General features: G+C 51.9%; 22 protein-coding genes and 1 tRNA gene. 12 read left to right on the plus strand and 11 right to left on the minus strand.

The genetic code is table 11. The features are described 5' to 3' along the window. Window positions 1-102 precede the first annotated feature (102 nt). The 7 genes from LY264_RS00350 to LY264_RS00380 form a co-directional block, all read right to left on the minus strand. Window positions 103-2,436 (minus strand): primase-helicase zinc-binding domain-containing protein, encoded by a 2,334-nt coding sequence (locus tag LY264_RS00350; RefSeq protein ID WP_071692549.1) that lies wholly within the window; start codon window positions 2,434-2,436, stop codon window positions 103-105. Window positions 2,437-2,450: 14 nt separating this feature from the next. Continuing rightward, on the minus strand, window positions 2,451-2,771 hold the full coding sequence (locus tag LY264_RS00355; protein WP_071692548.1) for a DUF5375 domain-containing protein: 321 nt from the start codon (window positions 2,769-2,771) through the stop codon (window positions 2,451-2,453). Then, window positions 2,768-3,028, minus strand: coding sequence for a hypothetical protein (locus LY264_RS00360; protein ID WP_071692547.1), 261 nt, complete (start codon window positions 3,026-3,028; stop codon window positions 2,768-2,770). Before LY264_RS00360 ends, LY264_RS00355 begins: the two co-directional genes overlap by 4 nt. Before the next feature lie 70 nt (window positions 3,029-3,098). Then, a complete protein-coding gene (locus tag LY264_RS00365) occupies window positions 3,099-3,548 on the minus strand; it encodes a hypothetical protein (RefSeq protein WP_071692546.1) in 450 nt (149 codons plus the stop codon). After that, complete coding sequence (locus LY264_RS00370) at window positions 3,541-3,840, minus strand: derepression protein (protein WP_071692545.1); 300 nt, start codon at window positions 3,838-3,840, stop codon at window positions 3,541-3,543. The genes LY264_RS00365 and LY264_RS00370 overlap by 8 nt, the downstream gene beginning before the upstream one ends. Then, window positions 3,833-4,432: a host cell division inhibitor Icd-like protein gene (locus LY264_RS00375; protein WP_071692544.1), complete on the minus strand. Its 600-nt coding sequence runs from the start codon at window positions 4,430-4,432 to the stop codon at window positions 3,833-3,835. The genes LY264_RS00370 and LY264_RS00375 overlap by 8 nt, the downstream gene beginning before the upstream one ends. Continuing rightward, window positions 4,429-4,695: a helix-turn-helix transcriptional regulator gene (locus LY264_RS00380; RefSeq protein ID WP_071692543.1), complete on the minus strand. Its 267-nt coding sequence runs from the start codon at window positions 4,693-4,695 to the stop codon at window positions 4,429-4,431. The genes LY264_RS00375 and LY264_RS00380 overlap by 4 nt, the downstream gene beginning before the upstream one ends. Before the next feature lie 551 nt (window positions 4,696-5,246). Between LY264_RS00380 and LY264_RS00385 the strand changes: the two genes are divergently transcribed. Genes LY264_RS00385 through LY264_RS00395 form a run of 3 tightly spaced genes read left to right on the plus strand, consistent with a single transcriptional unit; the run spans window position 5,247 to window position 6,881 of the window. After that, a complete protein-coding gene (locus LY264_RS00385; protein ID WP_071692542.1) occupies window positions 5,247-6,050 on the plus strand; it encodes a capsid protein in 804 nt (267 codons plus the stop codon). Beyond that, window positions 6,047-6,289 (plus strand): ogr/Delta-like zinc finger family protein, encoded by a 243-nt coding sequence (locus tag LY264_RS00390; RefSeq protein ID WP_071692541.1) that lies wholly within the window; start codon window positions 6,047-6,049, stop codon window positions 6,287-6,289. Before LY264_RS00385 ends, LY264_RS00390 begins: the two co-directional genes overlap by 4 nt. A 16-nt stretch (window positions 6,290-6,305) precedes the next feature. Next, a complete protein-coding gene (locus tag LY264_RS00395) occupies window positions 6,306-6,881 on the plus strand; it encodes a phage polarity suppression protein (protein ID WP_071692540.1) in 576 nt (191 codons plus the stop codon). 232 nt (window positions 6,882-7,113) lie between these two features. Here LY264_RS00395 and LY264_RS00400 read toward each other — a convergent pair whose 3' ends face one another. The 3 genes from LY264_RS00400 to LY264_RS00410 all read right to left on the minus strand — a co-directional run bounded on the left by LY264_RS00400 (window position 7,114) and on the right by LY264_RS00410 (window position 10,359). Continuing rightward, entirely contained in the window at window positions 7,114-8,931 is a 1,818-nt protein-coding gene (locus tag LY264_RS00400) for a hypothetical protein (protein WP_071692539.1), read from the minus strand. Window positions 8,932-8,933: 2 nt separating this feature from the next. Further along, window positions 8,934-10,103 carry a tyrosine-type recombinase/integrase gene (locus LY264_RS00405; RefSeq protein WP_071692538.1) on the minus strand — a complete coding sequence of 390 codons (1,170 nt, stop codon included), beginning with the start codon at window positions 10,101-10,103 and terminating at the stop codon, window positions 8,934-8,936. A gap of 161 nt (window positions 10,104-10,264) precedes the next feature. Next, window positions 10,265-10,359 (minus strand) — tRNA-Sec (locus LY264_RS00410). A 290-nt stretch (window positions 10,360-10,649) separates the two neighbouring features. Here LY264_RS00410 and LY264_RS00415 point away from each other — a divergent pair. The 9 genes from LY264_RS00415 to LY264_RS00455 all read left to right on the plus strand — a co-directional run bounded on the left by LY264_RS00415 (window position 10,650) and on the right by LY264_RS00455 (window position 20,857). Beyond that, complete coding sequence (locus LY264_RS00415; RefSeq protein WP_048227337.1) at window positions 10,650-12,032, plus strand: glycoside-pentoside-hexuronide family transporter; 1,383 nt, start codon at window positions 10,650-10,652, stop codon at window positions 12,030-12,032. Between the two features lie 10 nt (window positions 12,033-12,042). Then, on the plus strand, window positions 12,043-14,361 hold the full coding sequence (gene yicI, locus LY264_RS00420) for an alpha-xylosidase (protein ID WP_048227336.1): 2,319 nt from the start codon (window positions 12,043-12,045) through the stop codon (window positions 14,359-14,361). 456 nt (window positions 14,362-14,817) lie between these two features. Continuing rightward, window positions 14,818-16,371 (plus strand): BglG family transcription antiterminator, encoded by a 1,554-nt coding sequence (locus LY264_RS00425; protein WP_048215284.1) that lies wholly within the window; start codon window positions 14,818-14,820, stop codon window positions 16,369-16,371. 26 nt (window positions 16,372-16,397) lie between these two features. Next, window positions 16,398-16,868, plus strand: coding sequence for a PTS sugar transporter subunit IIA (locus tag LY264_RS00430; RefSeq protein ID WP_008786490.1), 471 nt, complete (start codon window positions 16,398-16,400; stop codon window positions 16,866-16,868). Between the two features lie 19 nt (window positions 16,869-16,887). After that, window positions 16,888-17,208, plus strand: a complete 321-nt coding sequence (locus LY264_RS00435; RefSeq protein WP_071692537.1) for a PTS fructose transporter subunit IIB — start codon at window positions 16,888-16,890, stop codon at window positions 17,206-17,208. 26 nt (window positions 17,209-17,234) lie between these two features. After that, a complete protein-coding gene (locus LY264_RS00440) occupies window positions 17,235-18,326 on the plus strand; it encodes a PTS fructose transporter subunit IIC (protein ID WP_003827232.1) in 1,092 nt (363 codons plus the stop codon). An 11-nt stretch (window positions 18,327-18,337) separates the two neighbouring features. Then, window positions 18,338-19,189 carry a class II fructose-bisphosphate aldolase gene (locus LY264_RS00445; RefSeq protein ID WP_048227335.1) on the plus strand — a complete coding sequence of 284 codons (852 nt, stop codon included), beginning with the start codon at window positions 18,338-18,340 and terminating at the stop codon, window positions 19,187-19,189. Between the two features lie 80 nt (window positions 19,190-19,269). Next, window positions 19,270-20,130: a ketose-bisphosphate aldolase gene (locus LY264_RS00450; protein ID WP_032945393.1), complete on the plus strand. Its 861-nt coding sequence runs from the start codon at window positions 19,270-19,272 to the stop codon at window positions 20,128-20,130. A 49-nt stretch (window positions 20,131-20,179) separates the two neighbouring features. Next, window positions 20,180-20,857, plus strand: coding sequence for a D-lyxose/D-mannose family sugar isomerase (locus tag LY264_RS00455; RefSeq protein ID WP_071692536.1), 678 nt, complete (start codon window positions 20,180-20,182; stop codon window positions 20,855-20,857). Between the two features lie 42 nt (window positions 20,858-20,899). Here LY264_RS00455 and LY264_RS00460 read toward each other — a convergent pair whose 3' ends face one another. Continuing rightward, window positions 20,900-22,609, minus strand: a complete 1,710-nt coding sequence (locus tag LY264_RS00460) for an AsmA family protein (protein WP_048227333.1) — start codon at window positions 22,607-22,609, stop codon at window positions 20,900-20,902. Window positions 22,610-22,674 lie beyond the last annotated feature (65 nt).

The raw sequence follows: 22,674 nt of genomic DNA on the forward strand, positions 1-22,674 counted from the left end.
CAATGTGATATGCTGTGAATAGTCCGTGAACAGTGAACACTTTACTGTTCACTTTCCGGGATTTCAGGTAAAAAAAGACCGGCTGATGCCGGTCCGGGTAGGTTATGTCGCGGTGGTTTCGTCGCACCGGGGCAGCCAGTCGGCGTTGCTTTCCTCCCTGAGCGCAAGATTCGTCTGCATCCCCTGATTTGTTCGCCGCCTGGCGTAATTCAGCCCGTACTCTTTCAGCATCGATGACAGCCCTTTGCCGAACATGGTCAGGCTGAGTGTGTTCTTGTAGCCGTGCGCTTCCATGTACACCAGATAGGCGTGATACAGGTACAGGCGCGGCTGTCGCGGGATGATATTCGCATTCCCCATATACATACCGTCAGGCTCGGGCAGTGCCTCCAGATAGCCACAAAAATCAAATGTCGGGTCAGCATCGCGCTTGATGCTGAGTGCCTCGTCGGAGTTCTGCTGCGACTGGAGCAGTGTGCGCGCGGTCATCGGGTCGCTGAATGTCTGCATAAGCTGGCGCACGATGACGGCCAGCTCCCGGGCGATTTTATCTTTCAGTTTCGGGTCGCGTTCTTCCGGGGCTATCTGTTCCGGGAAGTGCATTATCACCCGGCGACGCGACACCCCGCCGCTGCGGTCGGTGAAGCGCATCGGGTTGTTGTTTACGGCCAGTATCACCGCCGGAATATGGGTGGAGTATGCATCGCGGTATTTCGGGTCAACGGAGACCGCATCCCCGCCGGTGATGGCCTTGAGTCCAGCCCCGTCACCGCTCCATTTCTCCTGGTCAGGCAGACGTATCAGCGAGAAGCCAATCAGCGCCGCGCGCTCGCGGGGGGATTCCAGCGTTTCGATAGTCGCCGACGTGGCGTTATCTTCCCCGGCGAGCATGGTCGCTATTTCGGCCAGAATACTTTTCCCGCTGCCGCCGGGACCGGTCACTTCGAGGAAGAGCTGCCAGTCGTAGCGGTTCGCCAGCACCATAAACAGCGCAGCGAGTATCACGTCACGTTTATCGGCGCGCGAACCGGCGGCGCGGTCGAGCCAGCGCCAGAAATTCGGCGCGTGCGTCTCCAGCGTTTCCCCCTCCACCGGCGGGGTGAAATCCACGTCACACAACGTGCGCAGCCAGTGCGATTTGTGGTGTGGGCTGAATATACCGCTTTTGGTATCGAGCACCCCGTTGCGAAAACCAATCAGCCGCCGTGCCGGGGCGTCCTGCTGCGGAATAATCAGTTTCAGGGTGTCCACCACCGAGGCAATTTTCCCCGATGAGAACGGGGCGCGCAGACGCTGGAACAGCCCGGCCACGTCGCGCGCAAAGTCCGACGGCGGAATGATTTTCCAGATTCCCGCCTCATAGCGGGACAGGAGCTGCCCGTTCGCATCGACCGCCAGCGCTTCGCCGTAATGCTCATGCACCCGCATGGCTTTCTCACTGGTGCTCATGGCGGTAAATTCCGCCTCGCTCATGGTGCTGAACGGGCTGTCAGCCGGTGGCCGGATGGCGTCATACATGGCTTTACGCGTGGCCTCCCCGCCGTGCTGTGTATACGCATCATTCCAGTCGCCGAATACCGGCGGCAGGGCGACCACGCCCTCACAGGACTCTGCGGCCGCAGACGCTTTGGTCTGGCCGTCGCCGTTAAGGTCACGGTCGGCGGCAATGACAATCTGGCAGGCCGGGTATGTGTGACGGGCAAGGCTCGCCAGAGAAAGGAGGTTCACCGACGACAGCGCCACCATGACGGTTTCGCCGGTCAGGTGATGCACGGTGAGCGCGGTCGCGTAGCCCTCCGCTATCCACAGCCGCTTTCCCGCCTCTTTTTTCCCGTCGAGAATATGACACGCCCCTTTCACCTGACCGCCTTTCAGGGTGCGTTTGAGGCCGTCAGCGTTAATGAGCTGGATGTTAACCAGTGCGCCGCTATCATCATAAAGCGGGACAACCACATCCCCGGCGCGGTACGTCACGCCGCCGGTTTTATGCAGGGTGGTGAGCGTCAGACATTCCCGGCCGGGGAAGCCCTTGCGGGTGAGGTAGGCATTGCCGGTGGCCGGGCGGGCTTTCTCCGTCAGTTTTACGGCCAGCGCGGCCGCCGCCTTGCGGTCGGCTTCTGTTTCAGCGTCTGCGGCCGCAGTCACCGCCGGGGAAACCGGCGGCAGGTTGCCGGTCACGGCGTTCACCTTCCCGGCCGCCACTGACGGGGTCACGCCGAAAACCTTCTCAACCAGTTTCAGACCGTCCCCCGCGCCGCACTGGTTACAGAACCACGTCCCGCGCCCCTCTTTATCGTCAAAGCGAAAGCGGTCGGAGCCGCCACACACCGGACAGGCCTGATGGCGGTTTTTGATGACCGTTACCCCCAGCGCCGGGAGAATGCGCGGCCAGTGGCCGCAAGCCTGTTTTACGGTGTCCGTTACGTTCATTTTCATCGTTATTTTCTCCCTCAGTGCAGTGCCGGTGCGGTGATATGACGGGCGCAGAGTTCATCCATCACGGCCAGCCCGAGAAAGGACAGCGACGGGGCGGCTTTGAGTGGTCCGGCTTCCATTAAATCTTCCAGCAGGGCACAGGCAATCTGACGGCCTTTTTCCTCGCCATGCTGGCGCAGGTAGAAGCCCTCCAGCTCGGTCGCAATGGCGCTTTCCAGCGTACTGAGCGTGAGCTGCGGATAGCGGTGCTGACGTTCGCACAGGGTCAGCCAGGCACAGGCGACCGCACGGCGGTAAAGCGCAGCGCGCAGAACGGGAGATAATGCGGTTTTCATACGTTGCCCTCCCCGGTCAGCCAGCGCTGATTGCAGCGTTCGACCACACCTTCAAGCCGGGCGGTCATGAGGTAAATCACCGAGGTGAGCTGTAACTGCTGCGCCGGATTGTGGCGCACGGTGGTACAGCCCTGCACCTGCATCAGTTCGCCGACGAGCTGGCCGACGTTGCGCAAATGTTCGAGGCATTCAAGGTCTGCCCGGCTGATGGTGGGCTGGTTTATATTCTGTGGCCGTTCCGTACTGTTAACAGGCATTATTCGTCTCCTGAGGACGTGCGTATCCCTGCGCAGATACGCACATTTTATTTTTGGGTGTCGTTTTTAATTACAGATAATGGCGGTAGCTGTTATCCGGTTTTATTTCCGTTTCCGGCCTGAAATTATTCCGCCATTTATGCACCACCGGCGCCGGGCGTTTAACCGGGGGAATATCATCAGGATAGTTATCGATATTCCGCGCCCGGTATTGCTGTAATGCCGGGTCAGCCGCTATTTCGCGCAATACGGCGTGGCGGTTTTCAGGGTTGCGTTTAAATATATCGGGATGCTCACAGGTAAAGTCCCGCAAAAAACGACCGAGCGGAATTTCTGCCATGCTACCACCGGCAATAATACGAATGAGGATGGTGTAGGTGCGCCGGTACGGGTTCCAGACCAGCCCCGGACAGCGGTACGGCATATCCCACGGAATACCGTCGGCCAGCACGCCCGACACCACCACATCAGGAAATCCTGTACAGCGATATATTTCACCCGGCTGAGGGAAATCAAACATGGTGCTCCCCTCCGTTTCCCGACGTCGTGGTGAGAAAGTCACGGCACAGGCCTTTGGCTTTCAGCTCTTCCAGGACGTAGCTGACGTCCTCATGGATATAACTAAAAATCTGCGGCAGGTATAGCTGGTGTAAACCGTTCAGTTCACGGCGCAGCAAATCTCCACCGATGAACTGCGAGACGGCGCTGGCGCGATTGAGTTTATGGTACGCCTCTATGCTGAGGTGTTCCTTCATGGGGTTAAGGTCATCACGACGCGCTGAGACGGTCTGAGGGGTGTTTTTATTAGGCATGTGATACCTCAACAACCGGCAGACGGGCGGCAAGGGAAAGCACGTATTCCCGGACAAGGGTGCGGCGTGCGGCCAGCTCGTCACCGGCAACGGTGCGGAGCATACAGATACGGGGTTTACGGTCTGCGCGACGGACGGCGGTAAACACAAAGACAAACTGCGGGTGTGACGGGGTGAGGATCGTAGCCATAAGGCAACCTCCTTCGAGTAGCAAATTATTGCTATCGCCGGAGTTTCCACGCTCAGTGGCGATAGCCCAGACGGGGGTGGAAATACCGGCCTCGAAGAATACCGGCCAGCCCGAGGGCTGCCCCGCCTGAGCTACCATTGACATGACAGCATGATATGCGATTGCGGACAGGAGACACAAAGTGACGTCTGCACGACGATCCGCACACCACGCCATTATCTGGCGCTCTGTGGCGTTAGTTGCGACACAAAAAAAGACGCATGGCGCGTCTGGTGTCGCCTTCGAGTTGCTCGGGTTTCCACGCCCGGCTGTCGATTTTGCGACAGCGACAAAACTGTACCAGGAAACACACAACGGATGCAAGCCAGAAAAAGGGGCTTTGTGAAATCGGCTCTGATTCATGCGTCGTATTTCCGGTTGCGGTGCGCGACACGTTCTGCCATCCACGCCGTGATTTCAGATTGTAGCCAGGCGACATTTTTACCCCCGAGGGAAACCTGCGCCGGGAAAGCATTGCGGGCGATTAAATCGTAGAGCGTGGAGCGGGACAGACCGCACTGATGAATGACTTCCGGGAGACGTAAAAAACGTTCCTGAACCGGGGCTGAAACCGGCATCAGGTGCGTGCCAGTGGGAGAAGGTGGTACTGATGAAACCGTGTGCATAACGCTACCTCGTTAATATCCGCAGAGATCCGGACGTGTCCATCCGGTATCAGGTAGCGCTCTATTTTGTGAATATTTTTTCTCAATGCAACAGGGGGAAATTGTACAAAGCACGGGACAACGGGCGCTGTTTTTTTACTCAAGACCATTTAAAGGCACTGGAAGGAGTTATAAGGCACTGGAGATTTCAAAAGTGAAATGCAAATTGATTTAATCACCCTAACAGCATGAATTAATAGGATATGCCGCATAAAATTTACATTCGGGATGTTCAGACCAGTGAACAGTAGTGAACAGTTGGTGAACACTTCTCTCTCAACTGTTCACTCTTTAATTTATTGTTTTACTTATATTTTTATTCTGAGTGAACAGTAGTGAATAGTTATATGTAAAAAAACAAACAGAGAGAGGGGGTTTCCTGCGACCTTTCTCTGGCCAGCCGGGTTTTTAAGTCCTGTTTGTGCCATGTCTGCTACAACGGCAATGAATCGAGTTGTTGTCTGAGGGACGGCAGAATGGCGTCAGGTTGAAAACACAGAGAGAACCCGACGATGAAACCAGATTTGTTTACCGCAGTAATGAAAACCATCGGCAGCACGCAGGATGAGAAAATCCGCACGGCCATTGACAGCGCACTGGATACCCTTAACGAGAAAGCAAACCAGAACGCCGAGGCCACGATAAATAACGCTCTTGATGTGTTCAGCAAGGCCAAATCCGCGCACACGGAAAACATGCTGAAGCTGAATGATATTGATGCGGCCATTGCCCGCAGTGAGAAAGAGCGTCAGAACGCCCTGAATGAAAGTGCCGAAGCCGAACAGAACTGGCGTACCCGTTTTCGCGAACTGCGCGGCATGATGACCCCGGAACTGAAAGCCGAACACAGTCAGCGAGTGGCCGGTCGGGAGCTGGCGGAGGAATTCACCGCCCTGATTGATGAACTCAACGATGATAAGGCCAGTACCATGCTGTCCGCCTGTACATCAGGAGATAAGTACGTCGGCACGCATTTTACGGTGTTCTCTGCCTACTCCCGGAATGAGTGGGCGACCGTGATGAAAGACATCCCTCCCTCACTGGTGCGCGCATTTGCGTTACGTCTGCGTGAACTCGAAATGAAGGGGGAAGAACACCCTCACAACGTTCTCATTCAGGAGCTGGGGGAGAATGTACTGGCGCAAAGCAGGTATTACACATTCAACATGGCGCAGGAGCCGGTAATTTCAAAAATTGGGCTTCACCGTCCGGCACTCACCGGCGTGGATATGAAGCTCTTTAAAAGCCCTGTTCTCAGAATGGCGCGGGCTAAAGAGCTGGCACAGAAGAAAAAAACGCAGGGGGCTAAGCCATGATGCGCTGCCCGTACTGCAAACAGGCTGCCCATGTCCGTACCAGCCGTTACCTGTCGGATAACGTCAAACAGAGCTACCTCCAGTGCGTGAATGTCTTTTGCTCCGCAACCTTTCGCACCACCGAGTCTATCGACGAGGTGATACGGCCACCGGCAGAAGAAAAGCCCGAACCACCACAAACAGTGCCAGAAACACCGCTCCGAATTCTGGACTGCGCCCGCTCATCGCTGCGCCACTGATTCAGGAGAAAAGACAATGGCACGAGCACTACTGGAACAGGCCTTTGAAACCTGTCAGAAGAATAAATCGGACTGGATGAGCAGCAAGTCAGCACTGGCGCGGGCTGAAATGGCGCTGAAAGAGCTGGAGCTGACCTGCACCCGTTATGAACCGGAGGAAACACAGGCGCTGCGTGATGATATTGACCTGAAAAAATGGGCGGTAAATCAGTCGGCCGGGCAGTACATCCGGTCACATGAGGCCGTGCAGCGTATCAGTATCCGGCGTCAGCTCCACGCCTTTATGCAGGTAAGCGGCGACGCGCTGGCCGCCGCACTGGCACCGGAATTAATGCATCTCAGCGAACAACCGGACATTGTCAGAGAACGTGCTCTCGACCGGGCGGCCGCCAGTGTTCGCGAAGCGCTGTCCGTTCATGTAACCCGCAGAGGAAATATTGATTACGCAGAGGAAGATCGCGACATTCTGACAACCATCGGTTTCCGGCCTGACAGAGCATCGAGAGACGACAACCGGGCAAAATATACGCCTGAACAGAGTCAGATTTTCATGCGCAGACAGGCCGTGCAGACCCGCAAAAAATCTGCATAAAACGCCCCCGAAAATACCCGTCTTTTTAATAAAAATAGCCATGCATGCCTACGCTGCATGGCTTTGCATGCAAAAACCTGAATTTTCCACACCCCGCCGCACCAGTACTGGCGCGGCCTGAGCCACTTCATGCACCTGCATTAAAAGCGCCCCGGGAAGCGGGCAGGCGTGGCGGGGAGAGCATTGCGCGCAAGATAATGTCTAATTAAAATAAATCATGACCCTATTCCTTCTAAAAAGCATAAAAGGTAATACTTAACAGTCTTTGTATTATATCCTTATTATCTGTTATTTTTTGGTCCTTATTTTTGATTAATAAATTCATGACGTCATCTATTTCAGATTCAATTTCCATGAAAATATCCTTTTTGTCTGATATACCATATTCTTTGTTATAGAATATAACGGTAAATAATAGTTTTGAGACATACCATTCGAGATGATTCCAAACGTCAATATTCTCATTTACACTCCCTCCAGTATGAACAACTTTATTTCTGTGAGTGTAAATCCTGTCTATTTGATGTCTGATTGAGTTCTGAGATGACTCAATTCTATTGCATATTTTGGAGATGTTTCCTTTAAATATGAAGTCATGTTGTGAGAATATATCGTTCAATAAAAGATCACTTTTCCCAGTAAAGAATGAATATGGGTCTTTTTCTTTATCTTCATCAATTTTACTTGCGAAATAATCGAACCACTGAATAAGGAATTCGTGAGAGCAATTGTTTTTCTTTGGTAAAAAATCGTTTTTATCAAAAAATCCAGTTTGCAGAGTTCGTTCTGTTTCGTAAACTCTATTCGCAATTGAAAATATATCTCTTGAAAATGAACCAAATGATATTATTTTAGAGACAAATTCTTGGATGCTTTCAATGTCAGATGACTTTTTTCTATACGGTAAAAATGATTCCAATGATGTCCATAGTAATGAAATAGATGATTCTAGTGAGTGAACTTTAAAAGCTTGTTTATAAAAATATAAGGAATCATTTATGCTATGGGTATCTAAATATAACTTTAATAATGATGAGTTTTCTGGAACTATTTTATTAGAGGCAAAATCGAGGTTGCAGAATCTATTGTCCGCTTTTATTATTTCATGCTTAATTTTAAAGTTGCAGTTAGAGTATTTTGCTCTGTTTTTAAAACCAAAATAAGAGGCATCATTCATTTCAGCGATAAATGAGTTGAACTCATTATCCCCTATTGAACCAAAAATAGTTCCCCACCTCAATGCAGAGCTATACATTTTTGCAAAGTAGCTATTGGGGTCAATAGTAGAAATGGTCCCGACTACTAAGCAATGAGCATCATTTCTACCTAGCATAGATATTACTGTTTCATCATGAATGATTTGCATTCTATCTAAATCTCGGAAGAAATTGATAAACTCACCATGATCCTTTGAAAACCAGAGATAAAAATCGTAATCTCGTGCGCCTGTAAGAAAAGTATCCTTCAAGTAAGAAAGAATATTATGAGCACCTTTATTAATTGCTAGGGTCTTTATTTTTGTGTAAATGAAACCTTTTGAAAAACCGTTCCAAACTAAAAGTGATACAAATAAAGAAGAGAGTGAAAGTATTTTTTGAATCTTTGATGTGCTATAATTAGCATTATCAAAATCAAAGCTGCTTAGCTCTTTAAATAAATACTCCCCATAGAATTTCTGCAATCTTTTTGCGTGTATTTTTGCTTTAAATAACAATCTGTTTATGCTGCTTTCCTTATTGTTGCCATCTACGGAATCAATAGGGAATGAATTGTAGTAATCGCAAATGTCTTTAAAATAATCTTTTAAAATTGGGTCTGTTAATTGGATTTCTTTGGTTTCACGTAATACTCCTTTTAATCTATGTACTGTTTTTTCTCTGGTCAGCGACATTTCACAAGATGTAATAATCTCGTTAACTAATACGAGTATATTGCTGGAACGTATTCTCTTGGATATGTTTTCTGTATAATCTATTTTTTGAGCCATAGACTCAATAAATACTCTGCTATAAATTGTATGATTTTCATTGAATTTTTTAATTATGAACATGATTATCCCTTCATCACTATATTTGAATACCACTGCAACATTTTTCTTCTGTGTACCAGATATTGAGCATGGTTGTAAGTCCCACGAATACTGTTTTTATCTACATGTGCTAACTGCATTTCAATCCATGCGCTATCAAAACCTTGCTCATGCAAAATTGTCGACATCGTATGTCTAAAACCGTGACCTGTAGCTCGCCCCTTGTAACCAAGTAACTCAATGACTTGCGACACACTTTCTTTCGAGATTGGTTTACTACGGTTATTCCTGCCAATGAAAATGTAAGGGTAATGGCCGGTAATGGGCTTGAGTTGGTTAAAGAGGTCAATCACTTGAGTAGATAAAGGAACAATATGAGTCCTACGCATTTTCATCCGCTCTGCCGGGATTTCCCATATACCTTTCTCGAGGTCAACCTCTTCCCACGTAGTAAAGCGCATCTCCTGAGTTCTTACGCCAGTTAGCATAACAATCTTCGTCGCATTTTTCGTGATGATGCTGCCGGTATATGCTTCAAGATCTCTAACAAAATGAGGTAGCTCTTCGGCAGATAAAAAAGGATGGTGCTTTTGCTTAGGCACGGCCAGAGCGCTAGCTAAATCAGGTGCAGGGTTGTATTCAGCACGACCAGTGATGATTGCATAGCGATAGACCTCGCCGCATCTTTGGCGCACTTTTCTGGTCTTCTCCAGCGCTCCACGCTTCTCTATTCGTCGTAGCACCTCAAGAAGCTCTAGAGGTTTGATTTCGCTTATAGGGCGTTTACCAATGAACGGGAAAACATCTTGCTCAAATGTTTTAATGATTTCTTCACGGTAGGCCACTGTCCAGCGATCGGCTTTATTTGAGTGCCACTCCCGACATATAGCTTCGAATGAATTTTCTGTTGAGAGCTGCTGTGCCAGCTTTTGGGCTTTACGTTCTTCCACTGGGTCTATGCCGTTTGCAACCTGCTTACGAGCCGTATCGCGTTTCTCACGTGCTTCTGCGAGGCTCACAAGGTCGTAGCTGCCAAATGACATTAGCCGCGCTTTACCTGCAAAACGAAAGCGGAAACGCCAGCCTTTTGAGCCGTCTGGATTGATGAGTAATGACAGCCCTTGTCCATCGTTCATTGTGTAGGGTTTGTCTTGAGGCTTTGCTCGTTTGATTTGTATGTCTGTAAGTGCCATGTGTATAAGTCAAAAATGTGTATAAAAAATCTATACACATCACTATACATATTTTTCATGGATTCAGGGAGAACTTGTCGGACGGTTACGGATGAGTGATTTACTATGTATGTTGAAAATAAAGGATTTTTAGACGTTTTCGGATGACGGTGGAGGAATTTTGGCGGAAGATCACAGGAGTCGAACCTGCCCGGGACCGCTGGCGGCCCCAACTGGATTTGAAGTCCAGCCACCTCACCGGAGATGACGATCTTCCGCGCCTCGATTGCTACATGGAGGCGGGGCGCATTATAGCTACTTCCAAACATTTCCACACCCCCTCACTCACTTTTTTAACTTCCGTTTCTCCATACCATGACCAGTTTCAAATAAATCCCCGCAAAATCCATTACTTACACTTAGACACATTTTTTGACGCTACTCTGATCACAGAAAACAAGAATCGTAATTTGATAACGAGATATCGGAATACCCGCGCTCACAGGGATGGTTTACAAGAACTGTAACCGGTATCAGTGCGTGTGAAAGTGCTAACAAGGATGCGTAATGAAAAGTGAGATTTTGTCCGTTAAAGAGAAGATTGGCTACGGCATGGGCGATGCCGCCAGCCACATCATCTTTGATAACGTTATGTTATATATGATGTTCTTCTATACCGATATTTTTGGTATCCCGGCCGGTTTTGTCGGCACGATGTTCTTACTGGCTCGCGCGCTGGATGCTATCTCAGACCCTTGCATGGGACTGCTCGCCGACCGCACCCGTTCACGCTGGGGGAAATTCCGCCCGTGGGTGCTGTTTGGCGCTCTGCCATTTGGTCTGGTCTGTGTGCTCGCCTACAGCACGCCGGATCTCAGCCTGCACGGCAAAATGATTTATGCCGCAATCACCTACACGCTGCTGACCCTGCTTTATACCGTGGTAAATATTCCCTACTGCGCGTTGGGCGGAGTGATAACCAATGACCCAACGCAGCGTATCTCCCTGCAGTCATGGCGCTTTGTGCTGGCGACGGCGGGCGGCATGCTCTCCACCGTGCTGATGATGCCGCTGGTGAATCTGATTGGCGGCGAAGATAAAGCGTTGGGCTTCCAGGGCGGGATTGCCGTGCTCTCGATTGTGGCGTTCCTGATGCTGGCATTTTGCTTCTTCACCACCAAAGAACGTGTGGAAGCGCCGCCGAGCAGCAACTCAATGCGTGAAGACCTGCGCGACATCTGGCAGAACGACCAATGGCGCATCGTCGGCCTGCTGACTATCCTCAACATCCTTGCCGTCTGCGTACGCGGCGGGGCGATGATGTATTACGTCACCTGGATTCTGGGTACCCCGGAAGTGTTTGTCGCCTTCCTCACCACCTATTGCGTCGGCAATCTTATCGGCTCTGCGCTGGCAAAACCGCTGACTGACTGGAAATGCAAAGTCAGCGTCTTCTGGTGGACGAACGCCCTGCTGGCGGTCGTCAGTCTGGCAATGTTCTTTGTGCCGATGCACGCAAATCTCACCATGTTCGCCTTCATCTTCGTGATTGGCGTACTGCATCAGCTCGTGACGCCAATCCAGTGGGTGATGATGTCCGACACCGTTGATTACGGCGAGTGGTGTAACGGAAAACGTCTGACGGGGATCAGCTTCGCGGGCACGCTGTTCGTGCTCAAGCTGGGTCTGGCGCTCGGCGGGGCGATGATCGGCTGGATGCTGGCGGGCGGCGGTTACGATGCCGCAGCGAAAACCCAGAACAGCGCCACCATTAGCATCATTATCGCATTGTTCACGATTGTCCCGGCTATTTGTTACCTGTTGAGTGCCGTGATTGCCAAACGCTTCTATACCCTGAAAACGCCGTATCTGACGGAAATCATGAGTCAGCTGGCTCAGGGTGCGCACCGCAATCAGCAGGATTTTTCGACGAAAGAATTACAGAACTAAGGAACCAACGATGAAAATTAGCGACGGAAACTGGCTGACGCAGCCTGGCCTGAATTTAACTCACCCGATTCAGGTATTCGAGGTCGAACAGCAGGGTAACGAGATGATTGTCTACGTTGCACCGCGCGATGTGCGTGAACGTACCTGGCAACTGGATACTCCACTCTTCACCCTGCGCTTTTTCTCGCCGCAGGAAGGCGTGGTTGGGGTGCGTATGGAACACTTCCAGGGCGCGTTGGATAACGGTCCGCACTATCCGCTGAACGTGCTGCAGGACGTCAACGTAGAGATACAAAACACCGCTGAATTTGCCGAACTGAAAAGCGGTAATTTGAGCGTGCGGGTCACTAAAGGCGAGTTCTGGTCGCTGGATTTCCTGCGTAGCGGCGAACGTATTACCGGCAGCCAGCTGAAAAATAACGGCTACGTGCAGGACACCAACAGCGGGAAAAACTATATGTTTGAACGCCTGGATCTGGGCGTTGGCGAAACGGTGTACGGTCTGGGTGAGCGCTTTACTGCGCTGGTACGTAACGGCCAGACGGTGGAAACATGGAACCGCGATGGCGGCACCAGTACCGAGCAGTCTTACAAGAACATCCCGTTTTATCTCACCAACCGTGGTTACGGCGTACTGGTAAACCATCCGCAGTGCGTGTCGTTTGAAATCGGCTCTGAGAAAGTGTCAAAAGTGCAGTTCAGCGTTGAAAGCGAGTATCTGGAATATTTCGTCATCGACGGCCCTACGCCGAAAGCGGTGCTGGATCGCTATACTCGCTTTACCGGTCGTCCGGCGCTGCCGCCAGCCTGGTCATTCGGTTTGTGGCTGACTACATCGTTCACCACTAATTACGATGAAGCGACGGTGAATAGTTTTATCGACGGGATGGCCGAGCGCAATCTGCCGCTGCACGTCTTCCATTTCGACTGCTTCTGGATGAAAGCCTTCCAGTGGTGCGACTTTGAGTGGGATCCGGTGACCTTCCCTGACCCGGAAGGTATGATCCGCCGCCTGAAAGATAAAGGGCTGAAGGTCTGCGTATGGATAAACCCCTATATCGGCCAGAAATCCCCGCTGTTCAATGAACTGAAAGAGAAAGGTTATCTGCTCAAGCGCCCGGACGGCTCCCTGTGGCAATGGGATAAATGGCAGCCGGGCTTGGCGATTTATGACTTTACCAATCCTGAAGCCTGCGAGTGGTATGCCAACAAGTTGAAAGGTCTGGTGGATATCGGCGTTGATTGCTTCAAAACTGACTTTGGTGAACGCATTCCTACTGACGTTCAGTGGTTTGACGGTGCCGATCCGCAGAAAATGCACAACCATTATGCGTACATCTACAACGAACTGGTATGGAACGTGCTGAAAGAGACCGTCGGTGAAGAAGAGGCAGTGCTGTTCGCCCGTTCGGCCTCAGTGGGTGCGCAACAGTTCCCGGTGCACTGGGGCGGCGACTGCTACGCCAACTATGAATCAATGGCCGAAAGCCTGCGTGGCGGCTTGTCCATCGGCCTGTCCGGCTTTGGCTTCTGGAGTCACGATATTGGCGGCTTTGAGAATACCGCCCCGGCGCACGTCTACAAGCGCTGGTGTGCGTTTGGGCTGCTCTCCAGCCACAGCCGCCTGCACGGTAGTAAATCCTACCGTGTGCCATGGGCGTACGATGATGAATCCTGCGACGTGGTGCGCTACTTCACTGAGCAGAAATGCCGCATGATGCCGTACCTGTATCGCGAAGCGGCGCGCGCCAATGAGCTCGGAACACCGATGATGCGCGCAATGATGCTGGAGTTCCCGGACGATCCGGCATGTGATTATCTCGACCGCCAGTACATGCTGGGCGATAGCGTGATGGTTGCGCCGGTGTTTAGCGAGGCGGGTGATGTGCAGTTCTATCTTCCGGAAGGACGCTGGACGCATCTGTGGCGTAACGACGAGGTGGCGGGCAGCCGCTGGCATAAGCAGCAGCATGACTTCCTGAGTCTGCCGGTTTATGTGCGCGACAATACACTGCTGGCGCTGGGCTGCAATAACCAGAAGCCGGACTACGCCTGGCACGAACGGACGGCGTTCCAGCTGTTCCATCTGCAGGAGGGTCGGGAGGCGATTTGTGAAGTCCCGGCGGCTGACGGTTCGGTTATCTTCACGCTGAAGGCGACGCGCACGGGTAATACCATCACCGTGCAAGGAAGTGGCGAAGCGCGTAACTGGACGCTGTGTCTGCGTAATATTACGCAGGTTAGCGGCGTGAAGGGCGGCTCATCTGCGGGCAGTGAGTGGGGAACGGTTGTCACGCCGGATGCGGATATGCTGACGATTACCCTGTAAGTAAATCTCAACGTGGGCTGGATGGCGATGCAATGCGTTTTATCCGGCTCACGCTGCGAGCAGCATTCCAGATCTGAAAATCCAAAACATCCTGAATTAAATTTTTATCTCCCCATATTTGCGAGCGATATCACTCTGAATCCCGCGAAAAATGTGATCTGCGCCGTAAATATCTCACTATTTCTCGTTTTTGTCTTATTTCTGTCCGGAATACAGGACACGATTTAGTATTGTTGGCGCATCGTAGTCCTCTTATATTTATCATCACGGATTACACGTGGAGCATAAATGCTTCTTTATAACCTAAATAATTCGAGTTGCAGGAAGGCGGCGACGCAGCGAATCCCCTGAACGTACATAAGTACGTGACTGGGGTGAGCGAGGAAAGCCAACGCACATGCAGCTTGAAGTATGACGGGTATAGATATTTAATCTGGTATGTAATAAGGGTAAATAATGCAAATGATTACCTCGCGACAAAACAGATTATTAAAATTTCTTCTGTCTAAGAAGGAATATGTCACGCTGCTGAAAATTGCCGAATATTTATCTGTTTCAGAGAAAACTGTGCAGCGCGATCTGCGCTTACTGGAACCATGGTTATCAGAATGGAAAATAGCCATCGATAAACGTGCTGGTGCTGGGGTGATATTAAGTGCTGATAATATTACAGACCTTTTATATATGGACCAGTTATTAGGAACGGAGGGTGATGATGCTGACGGCATGATGAATAATTCACGGCGAGTCAAGATAGCTTCACAATTATTAAGCGAAACGCCGCATGAAACGTCGATCAGTAAATTATCCGAACGTTATTTTATTAGTAGCGCATCGATTGTTAACGATCTGAAAGTAATTGAATCCTGGATTACCCCACTGGGCCTGTCGTTGATTCGCAGTCAGAGCGGCACGCACATCGAAGGCAGCGAGAGCGGTGTGCGCCAGGCGATGGCATCGTTGATTAACGGTGTGATTAACCATAATGAACCCGGCAGCGTGATTTATTCACGCCTGGATCCGGGCAGTTATAAAGCGTTAGTGCATTACTTTGGCGAAGAAGACGTTTTATTTGTCCAGACGTTATTGCAGGAAATGGAGAACGACCTGTGCTGGTCGCTCGGCGAGCCTTATTACGTCAATATCTTTACCCATATTCTGATCATGATGTACCGCATCACGCGGGGCAATGCGCTTCCGAGAAAAGAAGAGAGCATCTCTACCTGTGATGAGAACATATTTTCCATTGCCAGTCGCATGATTCAGCATATCGAAAAACGCATTGCCCACCCGCTGCCGGAAGACGAAGTCTGGTTTATATATCAATACATTATCTCCTCGGGTGTGGTGATTGAAGAGCATAATGACGTGAGTGTGATTGGCCATATGCACTCCAGCGACGAAGCGCGTTTGATTACCCATCGGTTGATTGCCACCTTCGCCGAGATGGTCGACAGCGATCTTAGCCAGGACACGGCGCTGTATGACGGATTGCTGATCCACATTAAGCCGCTGATTAACCGACTGAACTACCAGATCCGCATTCGTAATCCGCTTCTGGAGGATATCAAAGGCGAGTTGCAGGACGTGTGGCGTCTGACCCAGTGTGCGGTGAATCGGGTGTTTAGCGGTTGGGGCGAGCGGGCCGTGTCGGAAGATGAGGTGGGATATTTAACCGTGCATTTTCAGGCCGCAATGGAGCGTCAGATAGCGCGTAAACGCGTACTACTGGTCTGTTCAACGGGTATCGGCACTTCTCACTTACTCAAAAGCCGTATTCTGCGCGCCTTTCCGGACTGGACTATCGTCGGCGTGGTGTCGGCAGGCAGCCTGCCCTCTGTACTGACGGACGATATTGAACTGGTGGTATCGACGATTAATTTACCCGCGGTTGCCATGCCGGTCGTGTATGTCACTGCCTTCTTCAATGATGCGGATATTAAGCGGGTAACAGAAACGGTTATTACGGAAAAATTACATCGGGCGACGTCGCTGGTCGTTGAAAATTAATGTCTGAACTCCATGAGGTATGATTGATGGACATCACGAAAATACTCAATACAAATCGCGTTATTTTGGACATGAAGGCTACAAGCAAAACGGAGGCTATTGAGGAACTGACGGATATTCTGCAAAAAGATGGAGCAATTAGCTGTCGCGAAACGTTTATTCAGGATGTCTGGCAACGTGAGTCAGAAGGCTCGACTGGCTTCGAAAACCATATTGCGATCCCGCACGGGAAATCCTCGGCGGTGGTCAATACCACGCTGGCGATAGGGCGTACCCGCCAGGATATTCCCTGGGAAACCCTGGACGGCAGCAATGTACGGTGCATTATTCTGTTTGCCGTACGTCTTGAAGATCAAAACACCACTCATATTCGTCTGCTGTCGCAGGTTGCTGGCGCGTTGGCAGATGACGACATTATTGAACAACTATTAGTTGAAAGTAGTCCACAAAAAATTATTGAGCTTTTTAGCCAATATGCTGAATCCAATGTCTGCTAAATAAAATGTGGAGCATGTTATGAATATTGTTTGTGTTGCCGCCTGTACGGCGGGTATTGCGCACACCTATATTGACCGTGAGAAGTTAATTAAAGGTGCTAAAGCGCTTGGTCATAATATAAAGGTTGAAACCCAGGGCACCATTGGCACAGAAAACGAACTGCTGACAGAGGATATTTCTGCGGCTGATGTCGTAATTCTTGCTGTCGATGTAAAAATAAAAGGGGAGGAGCGATTTTCAAACAAACGCATTGTGCGAGTAAAAACTGAAATCGTCATAAAATCGCCCATTCAGTTTCTTGAAAAGGTCGAAAAATCATTAGTTAATAATAACCAGTAGCGATCCTCATTCTGGAGGGGTTTCACATGAGTGAAAATAAAATTCCGCTATCTCAGGAAATAAAAAAACATTTATTAACGGGAATTTCGTGGATGATCCCGTTAATTGTCGCCGCCGGGATCTGTATTGCTCTCGGGCAAATACTTGGCGGCACTAACGTCGGTGAAAAAACAGGAACCATTCCCTGGATGCTCAACCAGATTGGCGGCTGGGGGATGGGGTTAATCGTACCGCTGATTAGTGCGGCGATTGCGTACTCAATTGCTGACCGTCCGGGATTCGCGCCGGGCCTGATTGTCGGCTTCGTCTGCGGAGAAATTCATACCGGTTTTATCGGCGGGATGCTGGGCGGATTTCTGGTCGGTTATACCGTCCTGCTGCTCAAGCGCTATATCCGTTTGCCGCAGTCGATGCAGGGGTTGATGCCCATCATGGTGCTGCCGGTACTGAGTACCGTTATCGGCGGCCTGTTGATGATGACGCTGATTGGCAAGCCGATTGCCTGGCTGCAGGACGCGTTGATTCATCTGCTGGAGTCCATGCAGGGCGGATCCCGCTTTCTGATGGGCGCTATCCTCGGTGCGATGGCGACATTCGACTTCGGTGGGCCAGTGAATAAAACCATGTCGCTGTTTGCTGACGGCATGCTGGTCAGCGGCGTGTACGGTCCGGAAGCGGTGAAGTTTGTTGGTTCGATGATCCCTCCATTTGGCATTACGCTCTCTTTCCTGCTGACGCGTCACAAGTACACCCGTGCGGAACGTGAGGCGCTGAAGGCCGCATTCCCGATGGGGATCTGCATGATTACCGAAGGGGTTATTCCGATTGCGGCGCGCGACCTGCTGCGCGTAGTGGGCTCCTGCGTGGTGGCCTCGGCGATTGCGGGTGGCCTGATTATGGTGTGGGGTGTCGAAAGCCCGGTACCGCACGGCGGCATGTTTGTGGTTCCGCTCTTTACGCATCCGCTGCTGTTTTGCCTGGCGCTGGGGATCGGTACGGTGATTTGCGGCGTCATGCTGTCGCTGTGGAAGAAACCGGTAACCGAGCGTGATGAAGAGTTTGACGAACTCAGCGATCAAAAGCTGAAAGACGAAGAAATCACCTTCACCCTGGAATAACCGGAGGCCGTATGTTTGCCGATATGAAAAGCATGGTGACCAAAGCCTGGCGCGAGCAGTACGCGCTGCTGGCCATCAACTGTATGAACCTGGAAAGCGCCCGCGCAGCGGTGCGAGTGGCGGAGGAACACCGTGCGCCCATCATTCTGAATTTGTATCAGGGGCATCTGGAGCATTTTCCAGCCCCGATAGCGGCGGCGGTGGTCAAAACGCTGGCAGAGGAAGCCTCGGTACCGGTCGCGCTGGCGCTGGATCATGGAAAGGATCCTGTACGCATTCGCCAGGCTTTTCGCGCCGGATTCAGCGGCTTAATGATCGACGCCTCCGCCTTTGCGCTGGAGGAGAACATCCGCCAGACCCGGGCGGTGGTTGAGCTTGCAGCCAGCTTTTCTCTGTGCGTGGAAGGCGAGCTGGGTCATTTGGCCGATGCTCCGTGCTATGACCACGCCGCTAACGCTGATTTGATGACCCAGGCCGCCGACGTGGAACCCTTCATCCAACAGACCGGGATCGATTTGCTGGCGGTGTCGGTGGGTACGGCACACGGCATGTACGCGCCGGGTATCACTCCTGCTATTGATTTCCAGCGGCTGGAGGAAATAGCCCGGTTATCAACGGTGCCGCTGGCGCTGCATGGCGGCAGCGGGACGCCGTTTGACCAGCTACAGCGCTGCCCGACGTTTGGTGTCGCCAAGATAAACGTTGGTGCGGCGGTTTTCGAAGCCGGAAAGGCTGCGCTACTGCATACCCTGTGTCGCGACACATCCGGTGAACTCGTTGATGCCCTGGCCCTGATGGAACAGGCCTGCGAGGAAGCCATTATTCCGTACCTGCAGGCCAGCGGCGCTATCGGCAAAGCCTGATTCATTTTCTGTAACGCCTTCTATGCCTCTGCGATGACGCACTGGCAGGGCTTTCTACACCCTGAAACTGGAGAATTAACATGTTAGTTTCGATGAAAGAATTACTGCAACCTACCCGTCAGCACGGTTTTGCCATCGGCGCATTCAACGTGGCGGACAGCTGCTTTGTACGCGCAGTAGTGGAAGAAGCGGAGGCGACCAATACCCCGGCGATTATCTCCATTCACCCCAGCGAACATGATTTTGTCGGCGATGCGTTTTTTAGCTACGTCCGTGATATCACCCTGCGTAGCCCGGTTCCCTTTACTCTGCATCTGGACCACGGCGCTTCGGTTGAGCATGTCCTGCGGGCGATTCAGTGTGGGTTTACCTCGGTGATGATTGATGGCTCGCTGCTGCCATATGAAGAGAACGTGGCGCTGACCCGCGAAGTTGTCAAACTGGCGCATGCGGTAGGTGTTTCGGTGGAAGGGGAGTTGGGAACGATTGGCCAGACCGGGACGTCAGTGGAAGGCGGCGTGTCGAAGGTTACTTATACCGATCCTGCTCAGGCAGAGGATTTTATCACCCGAACGGGTGCAGACACGCTGGCGGTGGCGATTGGAACCGCGCACGGGATCTACCCGAAAGGGATGCAGCCTGAGCTGCAAATGAACATCCTGCGCGATATCGCCGGACGTGTGGATATTCCGCTGGTGCTGCACGGTGGTTCCGCGAACCCGGATGCGGAAATTGCCGAATCCGTGACGCTGGGCGTTGGCAAAATCAACATTTCCAGCGATATGAAATACGCCTACTTCCAGAAAGTCCGCGAAATCCTGGCGAAAGAAACCTGGTGGGACCCGAACGTAATCTACCCGGAAGCCATTAGCGCCGCGCGGGACGTGATCCGCCACAAAATGAAACTGTTCGGTTCAACCGGCAAAGCATCACTTTACTAACGGCATGCAGGCGGGGCGACCCGCCTCTTTCGCAACAAGGAAAAGTGCAATGAAGCGTTCACACATTAATTATGCCGTCGATAAAGCGCATGCCATAGCTGAGACTTTTCGGGTCTGTCTGCCTGATTTCGCGTATTTTACGGTCGATGCCTGGCGGCAACAGGATCAAACTCTGTGGCGTGAAGTGCGTGATCTCCAGTTGGGCTGGGATATTACCGACTTCGGGCACGGAGATTTTGCGCAAACGGGGCTGACGTTACTAACGTTGCGCAATGGTCTGATGGGGTCAGCGGATTACCCCAAACCGTATGCCGAAAAGATGCTGCAAATTCAGCAGGATCAACAAACACCGTGGCATTTTCATCGCCATAAAATGGAAGATATCGTTAATCGCGGCGGCGGTGATTTATGTATGCAGCTGGCGTGGGTCACGCCTGATGATGAGTATGACGCCCGACGCGTTGTTGAGGTTAGCGTGGATGGTCAGCGGCGTACAGTTAACGCTGGCGAGACGCTGGTATTGAAACCGGGACAAGGAGTGTGCCTGCCACCGCGCTTGTATCATCGCTTTTGGGCGGAGAAGGCGTTCGTGCTGGGCTGGGAAATTTCGATGGTCAATGACGACCAGCATGACAACCACTTTCTGGAACCTGGCGGTCGCTTCCCGGCGATTGAAGAAGACGAGCCGGTGAAGTGGCTGTTGTGCAGTGAATATAGTCGGTTATGAATGTGAGTAAGCCCGGTAAGCAAAGCGCCACCGGGCAATAAATCATTGTGCAGGTGGGGGGGCAGTAACCTCATTCCCCGAAACCACGCCCGCCTGCATGGTTTGCGTTACCTGCTGTTTCTCCACGTTCACCGCATGCAACTGACCGTTGACCGTTGGCTTGAGCGGCGCATCGGCCTGAATATTGCCGCTGGCAGTAAGCTGGATGTTGCCATCTCCGGAAAGCGGCAGTGCGGGCCAGCCCCACTGCTGCAGGATCGTCATTGGCACGCCGCGCCCGTTCAGGCTGACCTGCGTCTGGCGCTGAGGTAGCTGCGAAATGCTGGCGGTGGCCTCCAGCAGTCCTTTTTCCGTATAGGCGCTCAGTTCGCTGATATTGATGGTGCTGCTGTTTGCCGTTAGCGCCAGAGAAGGACGACGCACATCCGTACGGTTAAAGGTGGCTGCGGCAGCGTTGAGGGTGGCGCTCCCGCTCCAGATCCCCCACTGATTGTTCTGTACCAGCCCGAGGTTAGCGCCGTAGCCGTCCAGCGCGGTGAGCTGCCACGGGAAATTCGGGTCGATATCAATCACCAGATTACGGCTGGCGCTGAATTTCTTCAGCGTCAGGCTGTTTAGCCACGCTGGCAGGGGTTTCATCCACAGCTGTTTCCAGTTTTCCGGCAGCGTGTATTCCAGACCAGCAATAGCGGCATCGTCAAGGACCAGCGCTTTGTTGCTGCGCATCCAGTTTCCGGATGTTCTGACCATACCGCCTTCCCAGCGGGTGGTGAACTGGCGCAGCGCAATGCCCTGCGGTGAGAACTCGGCGTTCAGAATCGGATCGAAGAAGTGCAGAGAGCCGTAAATAAACTCGCTGGCGTTCATCGACAATTTTCCTTCCTGAGTTTGCCAGTCGTCCTTACTGAAGGTCATGTTGCGCAAGCTCAGATCGAGATCCGTCACCGCCCAGTCGGGGCCTTGCAGACGGGCATCCGTCACTTCCAGACGACCAATTTGCAGGGAAGGAATAGTGCTTAACGGGGCAAAAAAGTCGGCCAGCGATTTGTCGCTTTGCAGCCGGATATCGTTCAGGCGCAGATTCTCCACAACCCAACTTCCGTCTGCATTGCGTTGCGCTACGCCGGTTAATGCCCCACGCGCCACGTCAGCGCCAATATTGCTTAGCGTCACCCGGTCATGGTCGATGCTGCCTTCAATCAAGACGTTGGTAGTTGGAACATCGTTGAGCGTCAACGAACTGGCGCTGAGCTGAATTTGCGCTTTGCTCCCGAGAATTTTACCTGCCTCAGGGCTCCATGGAATGACGCCGCCGTTAACGCGCTGGGCACTGAGGTTCCACTCGCTGCCGGGGCTGTTAAGCGCCATATCCTGCAATTGCAGGCGATCGGCCTGGAACGGCAGCGGCGCGGTTTGCTGGGAAAGATTCAGCGTGCCGTTTTGCAACAAAATGGTGTCTACGTGCAGCGGATCGGTGATTTGGCGGCTACTCAGCCCAATATCAACCGTTTTAGCGACCAGCGTTGCGGGCTGCCCATCCCGGCCAAAGGTGACGTTTTCCAGCAGAATATGGGAAGGGGAAGAAAACCGGTGATCGATGGTATCAAACGCCAGATGGTAGCTGCTGTTCTCCGAGACCCAGGTGCTGACATGCTCTGCGCCCCAGCGGGTTTGCAGTAGAAAATAAAGGCCGAGGATCGCCACTGCAAGGGCGATCAGCACGTAAAGAAGCAGCTTTCCAATAAATTTCATGGTCTTCCATCCCGCGAAGTGCACATAGTCAAGTTATGCACGATTTAGGCGCAATGCTCAAGGCG

This window comes from Citrobacter portucalensis (assembly GCF_023374935.1).
Classification (GTDB): Bacteria; Pseudomonadota; Gammaproteobacteria; order Enterobacterales; family Enterobacteriaceae; genus Citrobacter; species Citrobacter portucalensis.